This window comes from uncultured Olegusella sp. (assembly GCF_947253395.1).
GTDB lineage: Bacteria > Actinomycetota > Coriobacteriia > Coriobacteriales > Atopobiaceae > Olegusella.
This window is the reverse complement of the sequence record NZ_CAMXYY010000026.1, coordinates 1-18,334: the sequence shown is the minus strand read 5'-3', so window position 1 is coordinate 18,334 and position 18,334 is coordinate 1. Positions and strand designations below refer to the sequence as shown.

Genomic DNA, 18,334 nt, shown 5'->3' with positions numbered 1-18,334 from the left:
AGACAGGTATGGCGTTACCCTAATCTTTACTCTTATGTCCCCGTTGATGAGCAAAGCCGACCAGTATGCAGCCGATGCCGATCCCAAGGGCATTGAGAGGATCAACTACCTTGCCATGGGTTTGCTTGGCCTCATCTTTGGCATTGTTGTCACCTTATTCTTTATTGGTGGCGCCACAATGGGTCAGGCTGTTGTCGATGCAATCCCCGCTTGGCTTTCCGCTGGTCTTTCTGCAGCTGGTGGCATGATGCGTTTTGTTGGCTTTGCAATCCTGTTGAAGTTTATGATGAACCGCGACATGTGGGGCTTCTACTTCTTGGGCTTTGGCATGGCGCTGATTGTCTCGGGTATCCCCACCCTCGCAACCCCCGCCCTGCTCATCCTCGCACTCATCGGCTTTGGTTTTGCTTACTGGGATTACCAGCAGAACACCGAACTCAAGGGTGCTGTAATCTCTGACGGAGGTGACGAAGATGGCATCTAATGAGGAACTCACCAGCTATAAGAACCTTGAGCAGGCCACCGATCTTGATCAGAAGACCCTCAACAAGATGGCATGGCGCTCTTGCTTCCTCCAGGCTTCCTTCAACTACGAGCGTATGCAGTCGGCTGGTTGGTTGTACTCCATCCTTCCTGGTCTCGAGAAGATCCACACGGACAAGGACGATTTGTCCACCTCGATGACTCATAACATGGAGTTCTTCAACATCCACCCCTTCCTTGTTACCTTTGCTATGGGCCTCATCCTGTCCATGGAGCAAAAGAAGGTTGACATCCCCACCATTCGTGCGGTCCGCGTTTCTCTTATGGGTCCTCTTGGTGGCATTGGCGATGCTTTGTTCTGGATGACCCTTGTGCCCATTACGGCAGGCATTTGCTCTAATATGGCCATTAGTGGCAACGTCTTTGGTCCTATTCTCTTCCTCATCATCTTTAACTTGGTGCAATTTGCTCTACGTTTTGGTCTGATGAACTGGTCCTACAAGATGGGCATGTCTGCGCTCGATAGCCTCATGGCAAATATGCAGGCCTTCACCCGCGCGGCTTCCATCCTCGGTGTCTTTGTCGTTGGCTGCCTTACCGTCACCATGGGCGGCACTCAAATCAACGCAGTTATCCCCAACGGCACCACCCAAGCATATGTTGCTCACACTGCAACCGTTGCTAACGATGAGGTTCCAAGCTTTGAGATCATCAAAGCCAGTGATGAGGGTGTCACTCTCTCTGGCATGAATGACAAGGATGGCAATCCCCTCTCTGGTACCGATGCAAACGGCAATCCCGCCACTGCAGGTGCTGTTGATCTTGGCAATGGCATGAGCGAAGTTACCTATATGGAGATGGTGGAGTCCCCCGTCAATATTGACATTGCAAACATCCTGGACAGTATCTGCCCCAAACTTGTTCCAATGGCAATCGTTATGCTGCTCTATTACTTGTTCTCCAAGAAGAACTTCACGCCTATGAAGGGTATTGTGCTCGTACTCATCATCGGCATCTTGGGCGCTGGTCCCTTTGGCCTCTGGCCAAGCATTTGGGGCTAGGTTTTCCTAGTACGTCCCTGCAGGACGCACGGGCATATCTTGTTCGTGCGTCCCCCTTTTTCTTGCACCCCTGTTGAAATATTTTTGCTAATACTTGTACATAGAGCACTTGAAAGGAGGAGAAGGGTGACTATCGCATCTCGCAAACAGCCTCTCTATGACCAATTAGTTGATATCCTCAAAGAGAGGATTGAAAACGATTTGGAGCCTGGCGACCTTCTTCCTTCTGAACGTGAGCTTTCCCTCCGTTATGGCTTGTCTCGCACAACAGTGCGTCAGGCAATGGGTGAACTTGAGGCTCTAGGTTTGGTAAAGCGCGTGCACGGACGTGGCACCTTTGTGGCTCATTCCGAAACTGAGGTAACCAATCTCTCTGCTATGTACAGCTTCACCGATCAGATGCGTCGTGCTGGTCGTCATCCTCAAACCAAAATCTTGGAGTTCAAGCTAGCAGAGGCACCCAAGCAGGTTGCAGAAAAGCTTGGCCTTCGCCTAGGAGAGCACATTTACCAACTCAAGCGCCTCAGGCTGGTTGATGACACCCCTATGATGCTGGAACGCACCTATCTACCCGCAACACAGTTTATAGGCCTGAGCTACGATGAGGTCTCTACAAGGGCGTTGTACGAAGTAATGGAGCAAGAATACCACCAGACAATTCGCCTCGCACAAGAGGACTTTAGTGCAAGCATTGCTCGTTCGGATGCAGCTATCTACCTAGACATCCCCGAAGGATCGGCAATTCTAAAGCTCGTACGAGTCACTTTTAATGAGAAGAACATACCTATTGAATTTACCCGTAGCGTTGCCCGTGCTGATCAATTCAACTATCGCATTACTCATTTCAAAGGCTAAGCAAAAAATGCTGTTGAGATTTCAAAACTATACAAATCTCGGTTTTGCTTGTCCTCTCTTTCAATCCCCAAGACAGAAAAAATCGTCAGCTTTGCTGGATTAAAGGAAGCGTAATCACATGTACAAAAAATCGATTGATGAGCTCAGTGCTCTCGGGGCTCACATCACGACCCAAGAAATTGTGCAACAGCCCGAACTTTGGGAAGACACGCTCTCTATTTATGACAACAACATTGAGGCTATTACTAAATTTGTTGTGAGAGCAAAGGCTCTCGGCGGAGACCGTCACACCCATGTTATCTTTACAGGCGCTGGCACTTCTGCTTATGCAGGCGATACCCTTGTCCCGTATCTGCGCCGTCAGGGTGACAATGATGCGTTCATCTTCCAAGCATTGCCAACCACTGATATCGTTTCTGCGCCGCGCGATTTCTTACGTCCTGAGGATCCCACCGTACTTGTCTCATTTGCTCGTAGTGGCAATAGCCCCGAAAGCCTGGCAGCAGTTGAACGTGCGGGTCAAGTTGTTGACAATATCCTCTACCTCAATATCACCTGCGCACCTGATGGCAAACTTGCCATGCAGTTCGCAGAGCGTAGCGATGGTCTGACTCTGCTGATTCCTCGTGCTAATGACCGTGGTTTTGCAATGACTGGTAGCTACAGCTGCATGACTTTACTTGCTGCTCTGATTTTTGACACCTCCTCTTATGAAGACAAGACCGCTTGGGTTGCGCAGGCTGCCAAGATGGGTCGTGAGCTTATCGAGCGTGAAGATGAGATTTGCAGTTGGCTTGAAGATGACTTTACTCGCATCACCTATCTAGGCTCTGGTGCTCTTGGTGCAATGACTCGTGAAGCGCAGCTCAAGATTTTGGAGCTCACCGCTGGAAAAATTGCTACCTCGTTTGATACTTCTATGGGCTATCGTCATGGACCCAAATCCTTTGTTAACGAAAAGACGTTGGTCTTTGCCTTTGTAAGCTCCGAACCTTATACCCGCCAGTACGATCTCGATATTCTCAACGAGATCGGTGGCGATGGCATCGCGAAGCACACTGTTGCCATCCAGCAGCAAAGCACAGCAAACTATGCGGGCGAGTCCTTTGACTTTGCAGGCGACCGCCCTTTGCCTGAGCTCTATCTGGTGCTGCCCTACATCTTGTTTGCACAGACCGTTGCTCTCAACACCTCAATCAAGGTCGGCAATACTCCTGACACGCCTTCTCCTACAGGCACGGTCAACCGTGTTGTGAAAGGTGTGAGCATTCATCCCTTTGAGTCCTAAGCAGCTTGCTTTTGTACCGTTTGCAGACCCGCGTTGCTTCGACTCTCACATCGGAGCCGCGGGTCTTTTACCCTAGTATGGATGTCACTAATTCCCTAGTCTCTGGCGAGACAGAAATGAGGCGTTATGAGTACCTATGCCATTTACGCTGATAAGTTTGTGCTGGCAGGAAGGCTGGTGGGGCCTGGTTATTTGCCCGTGGTTGATGGCAAATTTGGCAACTTTAGCTACGAGAAGCCTGCGTGTGAAATTTTGGACAAGACGGGCAAGTGGATTGCTCCTGGTCTCGTGGATATTCATATCCATGGTTTTTATGGTCACGCAACCACTGATATAGATCCTGATGGCATCAATGAATCCAGCCTTGGTTTAGCAAAGTTTGGAACGACGGCTTGGTGTCCAACAACTTTTACTAACCCTAAAGAAACCATCGGTCGCGAGGTAGCTGCCATTGCTGAGGCCAATCACAAACGGGACGCCAACTTCTTGGGTGCACGCATTGCGGGCATCTTCCTTGAAGGACCCTTTTTTACCATGAAGCACGTAGGTGCTCAAAATCCTGACTATCTTATTGATCCTCAATACGAGATTTTTGCCGATTGGCAAGAAAAAGCTCAGGGTCTTATTGTCCGCAGCGGCCTTGCTCCCGAGCGTGAGGGCTCGGTTGAGTATATCTCCCGTCTGTCTGCCGAGGGTGTCACTTGTGCTATCGGTCATTCTGATGCAACCTACGAACAATGTCTCAAGGCTGTTGATGCGGGCTGCACTACTTTTTTGCATACCTACAACGGAATGCGTGGTCTACACCACCGTGAGCCCGGTGTGGTAGGTGCAGCAATGACAACTCCAGATACCTTTGCCGAGGTCATTGGTGACGGTAAGCATGTGAACCCTGTCTCTATCAAGGTGCTGATTGAAACCAAGGGCTGGCAGCGCACGCCTCTTATTACCGACTGCTTGGGCTGTGGAGGTCTGCCAGAAGGTCACTACATGAGTGGCGGTCTCCCCGTTGAAATGCGTGACGGCGCCTGCTATCTCACCGAGGGCCATAATGCTGGTAGTTTGGCCGGCAGCGTGGCACGCCTTATTGATGTGGTTAAAAACCTTTACGACTGGAATTTGGTCACGGCGGAACAAGCTATCCGCATGGCATCTGAGGTTCCCGCTCGTGCAACAGGCATCGATCACAAGGTGGGCTTTATCATGCCTGGTCGCAATGCTGATTTTATCGCGCTCAATCCAAACATGACGCTTGATGCAAGCTATATCGCCGGCTCACTCGTTCCTGTAGAGTAGACAGTGCGCTACTATGCATGGTGAGCTCGGTAGTGTATTACTGATGAGGTGAGGCACCCTCGCGTTCGCGGAATAATTCCCCCCATTCTGCGCTCGCGTGCCAAAGGGTCTGTATCGGAATTAACTCCGGATACAGACCCTTTTACTGTTTTAAAAACACATGTATATAGAAGTATGCCTGAATCTTTGTAATAATCAGCTTTCCTTTAAAATAGCAAAGCCTTTCATAAGTATCTACAATACGCCAACCTACCAAAACAGTACTAATACGCTATATTCTAAATGCATAAAGTTAGAGTTCGCATATAAAGTACAACATAACATTTGTGATGTGTAATAAAATATAGGTTCAAAAATCTGTTATCTATATTTTTATGTAAGCGCACATTAACTAGTTGTTGAGGGTTGCATGTCAGTAGAAAAAAAGGTTGAGAGCATCATCCAAAAAGATTGTCCTAAACCCATTTATAGCCAGGTAATTGATTATCTGAAGGACAACATTAGTTCCGGCTTATGGAAAGAATCAGAGCGCATTCCCTCAGAGATTGAATTAACGGAAACTTTGCAAGTGAGCCGTGGCAGCATAAAAAAAGCAATTTCCCATCTTGTCAAAGAAGGTCTGCTCGAACAGATCCAAGGTAAAGGTACCTATGTCAAGGCCCATGATATCTCTTTTCCTCTAACTGAAGGTCTTATCTCGTTTTCGGAGACACTAAAAGAACAACATATTGAATTCACTACTGAAATTGTGTCAGCAGAGCAGCTCATTGCAAATGAGAGCATCGCAAAATATCTCAACATCAAGCCAGGCGATACCTACTTTCGTCTTGAACGCATAAGAAAGGTTAAAGACGAACCTATTATGTATATTGAGAACAACATTAACTGTTCTATCGCCCCTGGTATTGCTGGCGCTGATTACGTAAATGAAAGCTTTTTTTCTATCATAAAAAAGTATTCTGGTCATGAAGTTAAGTACTCGAACACAAGTTTTCTAGCAAAAGCAGCAGATCAACACCATGCAAAATACCTAGAAATGGAAACTGGATCTCCAGTTCTACAGCAAGTTCAAACCGTTTTCTTGGATAACGACTCTATTATTGAGTATGCAAAAGTATGGCTGCGTTCAAACAGGTTTACTTTAGGCACAGTATTCCAGCGCAGGCAAGACAATCATAAACTACCCGCTTAGCGGGTAGTTTGCTCTTAGGGTATAACCCTCGTGTTGTAGGCCGGCGCCTCAAGACGCTGGCCTGCGCTACGCTTAGGCCTTACCGCCTTTGTCGCTTTGGCAAGCCACTAACCTTCCACCCACTATGCAGGTGGAAGTTCTTGTCTCGCGCATAAAACGCGCGAGACCGGGTTGATGACCCATATACAAAAAACAAGCTTTTACTCGGCTTTTTTCTAACCAAAATATGACTAGTTGGGGAGGATGGTGTTATCCCTCAACGTTAACATTTAATCAAGGGCATCAAAAAGCTCCGTAAGTAAACCTCGACGGTCATGCGTAATAGCAAGTGCGCTAGAAATACCCGTACCTTGTGCGCCCTTACTAATGATGCGACGCACATCGTCTCCACACCTAATTCCAGCACCTTCCATAATGATAATATCTGGATTAATTTCACGCACTGCAGATATTGTCTGATCAATGTAACTGTCATCACTTGTATGTCCAGTGCCCACCAATGAGCTTGGCTCGCATAGGATCACATCGGGATTCATAGCTGCAATGGCCACAGACTCTGTAACACTATCAGCAGCTACAATAGTCAGAATCTCAAGCTCACGTGCTTTATCAATAGTTGAAGCGAGCTGATCAACATTCATAGGATGAGCAGTGTGATTCAGAAAAACTGCCTTTACTCCCGCAAACTTTAATGACTCCAAAGGAGTTAAACCCATCCCTTTACCATCGCCAATTAAATCAGCATGCTGAGCTGTAGGAATAGCAAATTTTAGTTGTTTTGCTACTGCACAAAGCTCGGGCATAGGAGCTGTCCAGAAAATCGAATGATTTCTGTTTGCTGCAATTTCATCAGTTAATAATGCTGCTGAAACTGAATCATCACCCAATAAATAGGTCTTTGGACTAACGGTAAAAAGGGGGAGTTTTAAATCCTCGCGTTTCACCAATACACCTCCCTTTAATCATTACGAGAATACGATTTTACTTCCAGTGAAAAGTGCTGGTGTGTTATTTAAATTTACGCGAACAGAGCCCGGAAGTAACTCACCAGCAGTTCCAAACAAAATTGTTAGATGGCCTAACCCTCCAAAGTTTGAATTTGCCGCTTCTCCAACTTCGGTGATTGTATATAAAGCACCATCTATAGATATACTTCCATTAAATTTAAGTAGTTCTTCGTCAGAAGGCACGCCGTCATGTACCGCACAAATGTCTTTAATCTCTTCTGGAACAGTCGGCCCAAAGAGAATAAGCATCTTTTCATCCAAAAGCGGCACTACCATCTCGCCAATTTCGGTAACCGTGACTGAATACACCATGCACTCCAAAAGTAATTTATTAAGTTCTCTTAGATGACTTAACCGTGTGAAATGCTTGAGTGAACGCATCTTTGTATTTTGAATTTGGGAGTTTTTCCAATGCCTCATCAACTTGTAATCCAACTAATTCCGGAATTGGAGAAAAGCTCGGATTAAGTGAAAGACTTGCTAACTCATAACAGCCAGTAATCTTAAAATTAAAATCGGTAAGGACAAGCACAAACGCTTTTCTGCTAAAACTAATCTTGCACATACCTGTTCCCAAATAACCTTCATGATCTTTAGCATATTCATGAATAAGAATACGGACTTTTCTCCAATATAGATATTGGCTTACGGTATCCGCCGCCCAAACTAGAAGGATAAAAACAAGCGTTGCAACGCCCTTACCAAAATCCATGTAAACTCACATTCCTATTAGAGACCAAAAGACATGAGGTAAGCAAATATAATCTGAACTGGGCTCGTAACGAGCTTGCCAAAGAGGAATGCTGGATAGCCAATCTCAATTGTCTCGGGCTTTGCCTCCATAAGAGTCATACCAACCGGGGCAAAGTCAGAACCTACTTGACAATTTACTGCAAAGAAACCTGGAAGAGCGAAGTTTGCAGGAATAGTGCCTGCCGCAATTTGGTTACCAATAAGTACGGAGAGAACGGATGCAATGATTGCGCCCGGGCAAATAAGGGGAGACAAGAATGGGATTGAGCAGAACAAACCAATCGCAATCATACCAGGAAGACTACCTGCAAGAGGAGTCAATACGTTTGCCAAGACGTTAGCAAAACCCGTATAGTTAATAATGCCTATTAGAACGGATACAAATGCCATAAATGGCAGGATGTTTTTAATAACATCGTTTACGGTATCACGTGCGGCTTGGTAAATAATACTAATAAAACGACCTACGCCCGTACCAATCTTGGAAACAATATCCATGAAACTGTTGCTTTGCTTTGCTGCGTTTTCTGCACGTGCATCAGCAATTTTTGCATGTACGTTTTCTTTATTTACCTCTCCTTCCACCTTAGCAGGGGTGGCTTCCACAACAACCTCGGAGCCATCTGCCAGAGCAATGTTCTCTGCATGAACATCAGAAGCAAAGATGTCCTCAGTAATAAATATAGCAAGAGGACCAGATGGAGAGCCTGGCTTAACATTGGCAGTGGGGATACCCATTTTAGGATAGGTGCCGCAGCGCGCAACTCCAGCACAGTCAATAACAGCAATCGCAGCCATACTTGTATCGATAGGATTCTTAAACTGATCGCATACCTCGGCACCAGTCAAGTCTGCAATCCTTTGAGCTACGGGATGAATGCCACCTAATGTGACACTCATTACATAGGGCTTCTCGTCCGTAGGAGTAATTACCAAAGGGCCACCCCAACCATTTCCGCCGTGGGAAACTATAACACTCTTGAATTCACTCATGATTCATGTCCTTTCCCGCTAGTTATTCTGGAGCTTTGCTTCTTTACGGGCCACCATGTACTTATAGAGTTTTTCCGTAACAATGCCCTTGAACAGGCAAACAATCAGACCAACGAAAAGGAAGCGCAGTGCCAAAGGTGCAGAGCTTTTACCAAGTGCCTCATAACCAGCGGTGATACCTAGCCACACAAAAAGCTCAGATGAATTTGCATGAGGAAAAAGGCCAGTGATTGGGTGCATCATAGAAACAACTGCATCATAAAATGCGGGCTTATATTCTTCTTCTACAAACACGCCAAAGGTATACGCCATAGGGTTAGTAAGAAAGAAGCAGCAAAGGAAAGGAATGATGGTATAACGAAGAACTGCATATTTGGTGCATTTCTTCATGAAACCGTAAACGCGATCCTCGCCAATGAGCTGAATAATAGCCTTTACCGTAAGGATTAAGCAGATGAGCATGGGAATCATGCCAGTTACGAAAGACGTGAACTGTGCGCCAGCCGCATTAAAAAGTCCAGTGAATCCTTCCGCAAGGAAAATCAAGAAATTGTTAATCGCTTCCATTACATTCTCCTTAGAATTGGACGGTACTTACCATTTGGTGTGGATAAATCTCCTCCTAACCCTCTTTAGTTGTCTATAGTCGTCTATATCCCTATCAACATAGATTATCATCTATGAATTAATCGGGGATACTGTTAGGATGAGCGGTTTAATTGTCGCTGTAAACGGTATCTAATGCAGCTTTTATGCGCAAATACTGATGATATTTTTTTGTATAACTCTTTTGGATGGATACTTGAGGCACAACTTTTCTTAGCACATGTGGCTCAGCTGGCAATTCAAATATACGGTTGCTTACCACCTGCGAAGCAAGTAAAGCACTTCCCTGTCCCGCACTTACGTTATCCAAACAATATATGGTTTTACCTAGAACGTTGGCGATTATTTCAGTCCAAAGGCCACTTTTTGAACCACCGCCAACTATTGCAATACTAGTCCAGTTATCAGATATTTCTGTCGCATCCATTATTTGTTTAAAGCCAAACGAAATGCCTTCCATGACAGCCCTATAAAGTTCAGAGCGTGTAGTAGACAGATCGAGACCTAAGAAACAACCACGTATATCAGGGTCTGCAAATAGTGTCTTCTCACCATTAAGGTGAGGAAAAAACATAAGCTTACGCATGTTATAGGCTATATCTTCTACAGCACTATCTTCAAATTTAAAACTGCGCAATCCTAAAATACGCTTCACAATCCAATCAATATCATTGCCACAAGACTGGATGGATAGTTGAATAAGACTCTGAATATCCTTGCCATCTCTAGAATACAAAACAGTTTTACCCGACTGGGGAATATAAATGCCTTCATGCGAATACATAAATACACCCGATGTTCCTAAAGAAATAGCTGGCATAGAATTACCTCGCCCTAAACAGCCTGCAGACAGAGCAGAAGCGGGGTTATCTCCTAGTCCTCTAATGACAGAAATACCTTTAGGAAGTTTAGTTAGAGAAGCAGCTGAATCTAAAATTTTTCCTACGCTAATTGCAGAGCCCTCAATAGTTGGAAGAAGACTACACGGAATACCAAAATACGATAATGCATCTTCTGACCATTGTTTTTTCTCGATACTATATAGAGAAGATGTTGAGGCAAAGCTGTAATCTGTACCCAGAACTCCTGTAAGTTTATAAACAATCCAATCTGGAACCGAAATTAAGTGCGCTATCTTACTAAACACGTGGGGCTGATTAAGCCTTACCCAATACAAATTTATTGCAGGAGACCCCGTAGAAAGGATTTTTGCAATATTGTGCTCTCCTGCTTTTTCCATAGCCTGTTTTGCTGATGAAACTAGTTCTTTCGTTCTTAGGTCATTCCACATTATTGAATTGCAGGCAGGTACCCCATCTTTGGTTAGTAAGACAGGTGTATGCATCTGTCCGGTTACGCCTATTGAGATAATTTCTGAGAGATCACAAGTAATAGAAAGTTGATGCAGAGCATTACGAGTTGCCTCCCACCATACTTCCGGACTGATTTCCTTCCAATCAGGTTGTGGCTCCTCAAAACAATATGACTGAGAAGCCTTTGATTGAATAATGCCTTTAGCGGCAACAACAGTAACTTTAACTGATGAAGTTCCAACATCGATTCCAAGTGATAAGGACATAATGCTCCTTAATAAAGCACAGACAACTCTTATAAACTGGGAATAGACGCCTGTTCGTATGAATGACTATATACCTTTAAAGGCTACACATAGGTTCTTATTTTCAACTCAGTCACACAACTTGTGTGTAGGCCTATACGGTAAGTAACTTCCTCCCTGATGAATGCTACCTGCTACTATCATAGATCTTGAGAAAGAAGTACCCGTAACTGCGGCGACGAAGTGTTTTGATTATCATGTCAATCACCTCCATGTCCAGCATGTCGGTCCTACCGGTAACGACGAGGTAGTAGCCGTCGCATGCCTCATCCACATGGTAACCTCCGCATCAAAGGCAACACGCACCCGCTGGCTACCTCAACGGATTCATCGAGGGTTGATGGTATGCATGAGGTTATACCTGACATCTTCGCACATGTGCACAAGGTTGCGAGTAGTCTCCTTCCCGACGGTCGGTACGTAGGACCACATCACACCGTGCATGACCATAAGACTCACGAGGAACACCGTGTCACGCTTATCAATCTTCACGCGGTCGCCGGAGGACCTCAGTTCTTGGAGACGACGCCGACCACACACCTGACACCGGCGGCATCGAACCTGCACTACGGGTCGAAGCCGGTGGGGTTGCTCTCATAGACGCACTGGGTCGACTGCGACAGCCACCCTCTGACCCACTCTGCGACCTAGTCCAGATCGGAGTCGAACGAATATGAACTCGCCAGTCATGTAGTCGAGCGCTCGTGCAACGATGGTACGCATACGTGTACGTCGAGACCAACGCTGGTCATGGGAACGAGTTTATCACTCTTCGTGAGAGACTTACTCATAACTGGGATCTCCTACAATGTGATTTGCTTGGCACCGACAGTGACAAAGCCAATTCACGTTACCACTTAGTAACCTAGGAGCATTTTGCCATTTGACAGAGTGCGAGACATATGAAAGGTTCGCTATTTCATCAGCGAACAGTGAATCGGAACTTTTCTGGAGGGATGATGAAAGAGGAATCCCCCATTTAATGAGGGGGAAGCATGAGCACTCAACGCATCATTAGAGCGTATCATACCGTTCACGTATGAAATAAGACCGTTCGTAGCAGCATAAAACGTATTACAAGATATGAGAACAAAAGAAAATATCCAGTTCTTTGCATGCTTTGTCTATAAATAATGGACAAAGATACCCTTTGTCTATATATGTTCACTAGGTACTCAGCAGACGGAAAATATGAAATAGCTAGACTACCTGCGACAACACTGTTATCTATCTCTATCTATTTGTACAGTGAAAAACAACTTGTCCGCTTTATACATTTGAGTGTAAAACTCCATTCAAGGAGGTGCGAGATGTTCCAGGCCGTGAGTTCCATTCCTCTCCATACGCAGGCTGCTAACTACATTCGCGATAAGATATATAACCGCGAATGGGAGGTCGGAGGCAGGATTCCCACTGAGTACAAGCTTTGCGAAGAGTTGGGGATGAGCAGAGGATCTGTGAAGCGTGGGATACGAACCCTAGTCGATGAGGGGCTGCTTATACAATATCGTGGAAAGGGTACGTTTGTTGTCAACCGAAACACCATCACTCATCCCTCTGGCAACACTCTCCTTTCTTTTGCCGAGTCTCTGAAAGCCCAGAACATTGACTTCGCGACCAAAGTTATCGGTTGCGAGATTATCCCCGCTGATTTTTTTCTGAGCGAGAAACTTTTTATAGCTGTAGGTGATCCTGTTCTTCTTCTCAAAAGAGTGCGCTTTGTTGACGGTGAGCCGATCATGTATATCGAAAACAGGATCAATCTTCAGCTTTGTCCTGGACTAGATAAGGTCGACCTCGAAAAAGAGACTTTGTTCCAGAGTATAGAGAAGCTTTCTGGCAGGAAGATTGGTTTTTCTCGTGCAAGATACGCTGCAAAAGTTGCTGGCGAGCAGCGCGGCCACATTCTCGAAATTGATGAATCTGCTCCCGTGCTTCATTTGGAACAGCATATTTTCTACGCAAACAATATCCCCGCTGAATGGGGCAATGTTTGGCTTCGTGCAAATAGGTATGTCGTTGGTACGGTTCTACTAAGGGCTCAATAGCCAAAGGAGATGGTCTCATGCCGCTTATTAAGATGAATGAAATCGTACAGATTGCAAAGAAAAATAAACTTATGCTGCCAGCGTTTAATACTACAGATGTCCAGATGACGCTTGCCATCATGGACGCCTTCGAGCGCGCTGGCATGCCTGGCATTGTGCAGATTGCTCCTACCAATGTCAAAGTTACAGGCTATAACTTTATTGCTAAGACGACGGCAATGGCAGCAGAGAAGTACATCACTCCTATTGCCCTCCACCTCGATCATGGGAAGACCCTTGATGATGTCAGACAGGCGGTACTTGCTGGTTTTACTTCCGTGATGATTGATGGCGCCGCCCTTCCATTTGAGGAGAACATCCTTTTTTCACGCCAAGCCGTTGATTTTGCCCACTGCTATGGCGTGCCTGTAGAGGCAGAACTTGGTGCCATTAAGGGCAAGGAAGACGACCATGTCTCCGAAGCAGACAGTCATACCAATCCAGACCAAGTTGAGGAGTTCGTCGAGCGTACTGGCTGTGATTTGCTCGCAGTCTCCATTGGAAATGTTCATGGACTTGAAGAAAAGCCCAAGATTGACCTGGAGTGTCTAAAGAAAATTTCCGAGAAGTGCCCCGTCCCTCTTGTCCTCCACGGAGGATCTGGTATTCCTGACGAGACACTCCGCGCAATGCGTCAGTACAACATGGTAAAGATCAACATCGCATCCGACCTGCGCCAGGCCTATATCCGTGCAGTTGCAAAGCGTTACGAAAAGAACAACGCTGAGGCAAATCTTGCATCTGTACTCCTAGATGCGCGTCATGCAGTTACCGAGGTCGCTTACACAAAAACCATCGCAATGAACATGGCAGCATAAAGAGGAGTTTGATAGAGATGAATGCCAAGATTGACCGAGCAGCGGTGCAATGTAAGATTTCTTGCGAGACTCAGCGAGAGCTGTTTGACATCATGGCAGCCCCTCTTATCAGTGCTGGCTACGTACACGATGACTTTGCACTTCATGTAGCAAAGCGAGAAGAGAAATTCCCAACGGGCCTGCCTCTGGAAGAAGTCGGTATGGCTATTCCCCACACTGATCCCGAGCACGTAAATAGTGCAGCGCTCGCTATAGCGACTTTAAAAAATCCAATTAAGTTTAGGGTCATGGGGAGTCCCGAGGAGACGGTAGGCGTTTCGGCAGCCTTTATGCTTGCATTAACGGAGGGACATCAGCACATCGAACTGCTACAGAAGGTCATAGGCATCGCACAGAATCAGGTCGCCCTGTCTTCAATTATCAATGCGGATAGTGACGAAGAGCTTTATGTCGCAATCTCAAGACTGTTTGGCCTTTAACCAGCGTATTCATACTGGTGAACTGATATGTCAAGGTGAAAGAAGGGGAAAACATGTCCAAGAAAAAAGTTCTATTTGTTTGTGCTACTGGCATTGCGACGTCCACCGTCGCAGAGGAGAAGGTCATCGAATACTGCAAAGAGCAAGGCATTGACTTTGACTTTGACCAACGCAACGTTGCAAGCGTCCCACAGATTGCAGACGACTTCGATTTAATTATTGCAACGACCAACGTTCCTTACGAGCTTGACACTCCTGTAATTAGCGCATTGCCCCTCCTGACTGGGTTTGGTATGCAGGAGACACTAGAAAAAATCGCAGAAGCGCTGCGCTCCTAGGGTTTAGCGGTGGGCCACCAGGCAGGGCGACCCACCTTATCCATCAACAAATCTGACGAATCACATGGGAAAGGGTAACAGATGGATGGTTTAACGACAACACTATATAATGCGGTGCAGTATGTGCTTGGCTTTGGCGCAACCGTAATGTTGCCAATCGTGATTTTCATTTTGGCTCTGGTATTTCGTATCAAACCTGCAAGGGCATTCAGGTCCGCTCTGATGGTAGGCATTGGCTTTGTCGGTGTATTTACCATTTTTAACCTGATGGGCTCTCAAATTGGCCCAGCAGCACAGGCAATCGTTGCTCGCACTGGTCTTCACTTGCCCGCCGTTGATCTTGGCTGGGCTCCCCTCTCCGCTATTACTTGGGGCTCTCCCATTGCACCATTTGCAATTATTCTCGCACTCGTCATCAATCTTGTGATGCTCGCATTTAAGTGGACAAAGACTATCGACGTTGATATTTGGAACTACTGGCACTTTGCGTTTGCTGGTTGTCTGGTCTACGTTGCGACAGGTAACTTCCTCCTTGGTCTTCTTGGCTCTGCAATTGCTACGATTGTTATCCTCAAGATTGGCGATTGGTGCGCCCCACTTTCTCAAAAGTACTGCAATCTTCCTGGTATTTCCCTACCCACGCTCTCTAGCGCAGTTTTCTTCCCCATTGGACTGCTTGGGAATTGGATTCTTGATAAGATTCCTGGCATCAACAAACTTCATGCAGATCCTGAGACCATCCAAAAGCGCTTGGGTATCTTTGGTGAGCCCATGATGATTGGCTTCATGCTCGGTATCCTTCTCGGCCTCCTTGCTGGTTATGATGCGAAGGAGCTTCTGAGTCTTGCAATTAATCTTGGTGCGGTTATGTACATCCTTCCTCGCATGGTTCGAATTCTTATGGATGGTCTTATTCCCATCTCCGATGGCGTCAAGGAATTCATGAGCAAGCGTTTTCCCGATCGTACTGACTTCTATATCGGTCTCGACATCGCCGTTGCCATTGGTAACCCCGCAATCATCTCTACTGGCCTGCTCCTTACACCTATCGCTATTCTTCTCGCATTCATTATTCCTGGCAACCAGACCCTTCCCGTTGCAGACCTCTCTAATATGGCGGTATTCTGCTCAATGATCGTTGTAGCCTGCAATCAGAACATTGTTCGCTCCGTGATCATCGCCATTCCCTGCCTGATTGGTGACCTATTGATTTGTTCTGCAGCTGCTCCTCTTATCACTCAACTTGCAACCAACGTCGGTTATGACATCTCCGCAAGCGGTAGCCTCGTCACCGCCTTCCTTGATGGCGGTAATCCGTTCCGCTACCTCATGTATCAAGTTTTCTCTGGCAATATGATTGCAATTATCGCTGCAATTGTTGTTGCCGCACTTGTTGCCTTCACCTGGAAGGTAACCCACAAGCAGGCTTATCTTGAGGCTGACTCTGAGTAGTTTTAAGGGGATTAAGTGCCGGCAGACCTGATGATGTTGTCAGCTTCTGCCGGCACTTTTTATAAATGCAGGAGGAAAGGTCATGCCGTATGCGGTAGGCATAGATGTTGGAACGACAAACTACAAGCTGGTGCTTTGTTCTTTACCAGAATGTGAAACAGTCTCGATAGACCGCTTCCAATGCCCAAAGATTTTCGAGGGCACCTTTACCGACTACGATGTCGAAGCTCTCGTAAATGGTATCACTCACGCACTGCATGGGTGTGCGCAAAAGCTTGCTCAGGAAAGTAGTGAGATTAAATTCATCTCCATTGCAAGTGTTGGAGAGTCTGGTGTACTCGTAAATCACGATGGATCGTATAGCAAAAAATCGATATGCTGGTTTGATACACGTGGCGAAGAATACGTACGTCATATTTACCATGCAGGCCTTGACCGTTGGCTGTTTGGTATCACAGGAATTCCAGCACACTCTAACTCAGCTCTTTTCAAAATACTGTGGCTTCGAGATCATGGGGTTGATCTGCATGGGGCAACATGGTTGCCGATGGCAGACTTCATTGCTTGGGTGCTGTGTGGAAGTTTTGGGCAAGATGCAACCCTCGCATCACGCACATCGGTCTTAGATCTTCGTACAGGCTCTGTTTCCAAAGAAGTTCTTAGGCACTTCAAACTCCCTAAAAAGTTGTTTCCCAAGGTAATTCCAAGTGGCGTCTCTAGAGGTGCTATTAGGGACAAAATCGCCCAAGAAACAGGATTGCCCCTAGATTGCCAAGTGCATGTAACTGGACATGATCACATGTCTGGATCTGTAGCTTGTGGCTTTGATACACAGTCAGAGTCACTTAACTCGACGGGCACCTCAGAGGGCATCCTCATGGTAGGCGGAATGCCCAACTTAGATGATGAGCTATATGCTCGCCAAGTAACAAATGGTCTTTACGTAAATGAGGGCTCCTATTCGCGATACTCGTCTCTTCCAACAGCGGGATTCTCGTTTGAATGGGCTCTAAACGCTCTAGGGGTTGCAGCAGACAGGTTTTTCTCAATTGAACAGTTCGACCTACACAAGCGTTATCTTGCTAAAGAATTCGATGACACTAGCGTGCTCTTTATACCTCACTTGCGTGGTAGTGGCCCCCCTAGGCGTAACCCCAATTCGCGAGGGGTTTTTGCGGGTATAGGGGAAAACAGCTCGCAAGATGAACTACTTTTTGCAGTTCATCTAGGTGTGGCACTCGAACTAAGAAATCTATATCAAAGCATGGGTATAGCAGACATGAGCCGTATGAAAGTCATTGGCCCTGCAATAAAGAATCCTCTATGGATGCAGCTCAAGGCTGACATATTGGGCATCCCGGTAATTGCATGCGATATTCAGGAGGCGGTTGCAAGAGGAGCAATTATGATTGCAGCAAAGAGTTATGGGGGCACCTCTGAGCTTACGTGCATTGAACAAGAGTACACCCCCGATATAGAGCATGTGGCGTTACTTGAAGATATTTTTACTACACGCTACATGCCTCTTTCTGATGCAATTGCATGCTGGGAGAATGCCTAAGCTGCAGAATGTTATCTACGACCATATTTGGTAAAACAGAGAGGCATTTATCGGATACGTCTCACTTTATATAAGTGCGATATGTGTCAAGCAGCCTCTCTGTTTTACCAAAGCAGATACGGTAATTGATACAATTTATCAGTTGCCGTATCGTTTTTTTGTGCCTTGAAAGCCTTGTATGTCAAGGGATTGAAAAAGCAGAGGGTGCAAATGCTCTCTGCCAAATCGTAAATTGCAATAACAAGTTGAACATGGACAGTTGAATCGTTCATCAGGCAACACAGGAGTAATTTCTGTCAAGTTTGTCCTCGAAGAGTTCATCTGGGGTGCGGTAGCCGAGCGACTTCCGTGGAAAGGGACTGCGGTGTTTTTTCTAGATGAGCTAATCAAAAAGGAATCCCCCATTTAATGAGGGGGAAGCATGAGCACTCAACGCATCATTAGAGC

General features: G+C 46.1%; 18 protein-coding genes. 12 read left to right on the top strand and 6 right to left on the bottom strand.

Annotation, left to right across the window (positions count from 1 at the left end):
• The 6 genes from Q0X25_RS03795 to Q0X25_RS03770 all read left to right on the top strand — a co-directional run.
• The coding region (locus Q0X25_RS03795) for a PTS sugar transporter subunit IIC (protein WP_298579122.1) at positions 1 to 484 on the top strand (484 nt) is incomplete at its 5' end.
• Complete coding sequence (locus tag Q0X25_RS03790; RefSeq protein WP_298579121.1) at positions 474 to 1,544, top strand: PTS system mannose/fructose/sorbose family transporter subunit IID; 1,071 nt, start codon at positions 474 to 476, stop codon at positions 1,542 to 1,544. The genes Q0X25_RS03795 and Q0X25_RS03790, both read left to right, overlap by 11 nt.
• A 126-nt stretch (positions 1,545 to 1,670) precedes the next feature.
• The gene (locus Q0X25_RS03785) at positions 1,671 to 2,399 is read left to right on the top strand and encodes a GntR family transcriptional regulator (protein ID WP_298579120.1); all 729 of its coding nucleotides are present in this window, start codon (positions 1,671 to 1,673) and stop codon (positions 2,397 to 2,399) included.
• Between the two features lie 118 nt (positions 2,400 to 2,517).
• The gene (locus Q0X25_RS03780) at positions 2,518 to 3,687 is read left to right on the top strand and encodes an SIS domain-containing protein (RefSeq protein ID WP_298579119.1); all 1,170 of its coding nucleotides are present in this window, start codon (positions 2,518 to 2,520) and stop codon (positions 3,685 to 3,687) included.
• Between the two features lie 126 nt (positions 3,688 to 3,813).
• Complete coding sequence (gene nagA, locus Q0X25_RS03775) at positions 3,814 to 4,983, top strand: N-acetylglucosamine-6-phosphate deacetylase (protein WP_298579118.1); 1,170 nt, start codon at positions 3,814 to 3,816, stop codon at positions 4,981 to 4,983.
• A gap of 409 nt (positions 4,984 to 5,392) precedes the next feature.
• The gene (locus Q0X25_RS03770; RefSeq protein ID WP_298579117.1) at positions 5,393 to 6,175 is read left to right on the top strand and encodes a GntR family transcriptional regulator; all 783 of its coding nucleotides are present in this window, start codon (positions 5,393 to 5,395) and stop codon (positions 6,173 to 6,175) included.
• 269 nt (positions 6,176 to 6,444) lie between these two features.
• Here the strand turns inward: Q0X25_RS03770 and Q0X25_RS03765 are convergent, their stop codons facing one another.
• From Q0X25_RS03765 to Q0X25_RS03740, 6 genes are all read right to left on the bottom strand, one after another.
• Positions 6,445 to 7,119 (bottom strand): triose-phosphate isomerase, encoded by a 675-nt coding sequence (locus Q0X25_RS03765; protein ID WP_298579123.1) that lies wholly within the window; start codon positions 7,117 to 7,119, stop codon positions 6,445 to 6,447.
• Between the two features lie 21 nt (positions 7,120 to 7,140).
• Positions 7,141 to 7,494, bottom strand: a complete 354-nt coding sequence (locus tag Q0X25_RS03760) for a PTS glucitol/sorbitol transporter subunit IIA (RefSeq protein WP_298579116.1) — start codon at positions 7,492 to 7,494, stop codon at positions 7,141 to 7,143.
• A 19-nt stretch (positions 7,495 to 7,513) separates the two neighbouring features.
• Positions 7,514 to 7,894, bottom strand: a complete 381-nt coding sequence (locus Q0X25_RS03755) for a hypothetical protein (RefSeq protein WP_298579115.1) — start codon at positions 7,892 to 7,894, stop codon at positions 7,514 to 7,516.
• Between the two features lie 17 nt (positions 7,895 to 7,911).
• Entirely contained in the window at positions 7,912 to 8,928 is a 1,017-nt protein-coding gene (locus Q0X25_RS03750; protein ID WP_298579114.1) for a PTS sorbitol transporter subunit IIB, read from the bottom strand.
• Positions 8,929 to 8,946: 18 nt separating this feature from the next.
• Complete coding sequence (locus Q0X25_RS03745) at positions 8,947 to 9,495, bottom strand: PTS glucitol/sorbitol transporter subunit IIC (protein ID WP_298579113.1); 549 nt, start codon at positions 9,493 to 9,495, stop codon at positions 8,947 to 8,949.
• 148 nt (positions 9,496 to 9,643) lie between these two features.
• Positions 9,644 to 11,113 carry a xylulokinase gene (locus tag Q0X25_RS03740; RefSeq protein ID WP_298579112.1) on the bottom strand — a complete coding sequence of 490 codons (1,470 nt, stop codon included), beginning with the start codon at positions 11,111 to 11,113 and terminating at the stop codon, positions 9,644 to 9,646.
• 1,349 nt (positions 11,114 to 12,462) lie between these two features.
• Here Q0X25_RS03740 and Q0X25_RS03735 point away from each other — a divergent pair.
• The 6 genes from Q0X25_RS03735 to Q0X25_RS03710 all read left to right on the top strand — a co-directional run bounded on the left by Q0X25_RS03735 (position 12,463) and on the right by Q0X25_RS03710 (position 17,887).
• Positions 12,463 to 13,200, top strand: coding sequence for a GntR family transcriptional regulator (locus Q0X25_RS03735; RefSeq protein WP_298579111.1), 738 nt, complete (start codon positions 12,463 to 12,465; stop codon positions 13,198 to 13,200).
• 17 nt (positions 13,201 to 13,217) lie between these two features.
• The gene (locus Q0X25_RS03730) at positions 13,218 to 14,057 is read left to right on the top strand and encodes a class II aldolase (RefSeq protein ID WP_298579110.1); all 840 of its coding nucleotides are present in this window, start codon (positions 13,218 to 13,220) and stop codon (positions 14,055 to 14,057) included.
• Between the two features lie 17 nt (positions 14,058 to 14,074).
• On the top strand, positions 14,075 to 14,536 hold the full coding sequence (locus tag Q0X25_RS03725; protein WP_298579109.1) for a PTS sugar transporter subunit IIA: 462 nt from the start codon (positions 14,075 to 14,077) through the stop codon (positions 14,534 to 14,536).
• Positions 14,537 to 14,589: 53 nt separating this feature from the next.
• Positions 14,590 to 14,874 carry a PTS sugar transporter subunit IIB gene (locus Q0X25_RS03720; RefSeq protein WP_298579108.1) on the top strand — a complete coding sequence of 95 codons (285 nt, stop codon included), beginning with the start codon at positions 14,590 to 14,592 and terminating at the stop codon, positions 14,872 to 14,874.
• A gap of 81 nt (positions 14,875 to 14,955) precedes the next feature.
• A complete protein-coding gene (locus Q0X25_RS03715) occupies positions 14,956 to 16,326 on the top strand; it encodes a PTS galactitol transporter subunit IIC (RefSeq protein ID WP_298579107.1) in 1,371 nt (456 codons plus the stop codon).
• 82 nt (positions 16,327 to 16,408) lie between these two features.
• Positions 16,409 to 17,887: an L-fuculokinase gene (locus Q0X25_RS03710; protein ID WP_298579106.1), complete on the top strand. Its 1,479-nt coding sequence runs from the start codon at positions 16,409 to 16,411 to the stop codon at positions 17,885 to 17,887.
• Positions 17,888 to 18,334: the final 447 nt, after the last annotated feature.

Bases quoted from the DNA above. Each gene is read 5' to 3' on its own strand.
- Q0X25_RS03790 (WP_298579121.1), top strand. From the start codon at position 474: ATGGCATCTAATGAGGAACTCACCAGCTATAAGAACCTTGAGCAGGCC.
- Q0X25_RS03780 (WP_298579119.1), top strand. From the start codon at position 2,518: ATGTACAAAAAATCGATTGATGAGCTCAGTGCTCTCGGGGCTCACATC.
- nagA (WP_298579118.1), top strand. From the start codon at position 3,814: ATGAGTACCTATGCCATTTACGCTGATAAGTTTGTGCTGGCAGGAAGG.
- Q0X25_RS03770 (WP_298579117.1), top strand. From the start codon at position 5,393: ATGTCAGTAGAAAAAAAGGTTGAGAGCATCATCCAAAAAGATTGTCCT.
- Q0X25_RS03760 (WP_298579116.1), bottom strand. From the start codon at position 7,494: ATGGTGTATTCAGTCACGGTTACCGAAATTGGCGAGATGGTAGTGCCG.
- Q0X25_RS03755 (WP_298579115.1), bottom strand. From the start codon at position 7,894: ATGGATTTTGGTAAGGGCGTTGCAACGCTTGTTTTTATCCTTCTAGTT.
- Q0X25_RS03750 (WP_298579114.1), bottom strand. From the start codon at position 8,928: ATGAGTGAATTCAAGAGTGTTATAGTTTCCCACGGCGGAAATGGTTGG.
- Q0X25_RS03745 (WP_298579113.1), bottom strand. From the start codon at position 9,495: ATGGAAGCGATTAACAATTTCTTGATTTTCCTTGCGGAAGGATTCACT.
- Q0X25_RS03740 (WP_298579112.1), bottom strand. From the start codon at position 11,113: ATGTCCTTATCACTTGGAATCGATGTTGGAACTTCATCAGTTAAAGTT.
- Q0X25_RS03735 (WP_298579111.1), top strand. From the start codon at position 12,463: ATGTTCCAGGCCGTGAGTTCCATTCCTCTCCATACGCAGGCTGCTAAC.
- Q0X25_RS03730 (WP_298579110.1), top strand. From the start codon at position 13,218: ATGCCGCTTATTAAGATGAATGAAATCGTACAGATTGCAAAGAAAAAT.
- Q0X25_RS03725 (WP_298579109.1), top strand. From the start codon at position 14,075: ATGAATGCCAAGATTGACCGAGCAGCGGTGCAATGTAAGATTTCTTGC.
- Q0X25_RS03720 (WP_298579108.1), top strand. From the start codon at position 14,590: ATGTCCAAGAAAAAAGTTCTATTTGTTTGTGCTACTGGCATTGCGACG.
- Q0X25_RS03715 (WP_298579107.1), top strand. From the start codon at position 14,956: ATGGATGGTTTAACGACAACACTATATAATGCGGTGCAGTATGTGCTT.
- Q0X25_RS03710 (WP_298579106.1), top strand. From the start codon at position 16,409: ATGCCGTATGCGGTAGGCATAGATGTTGGAACGACAAACTACAAGCTG.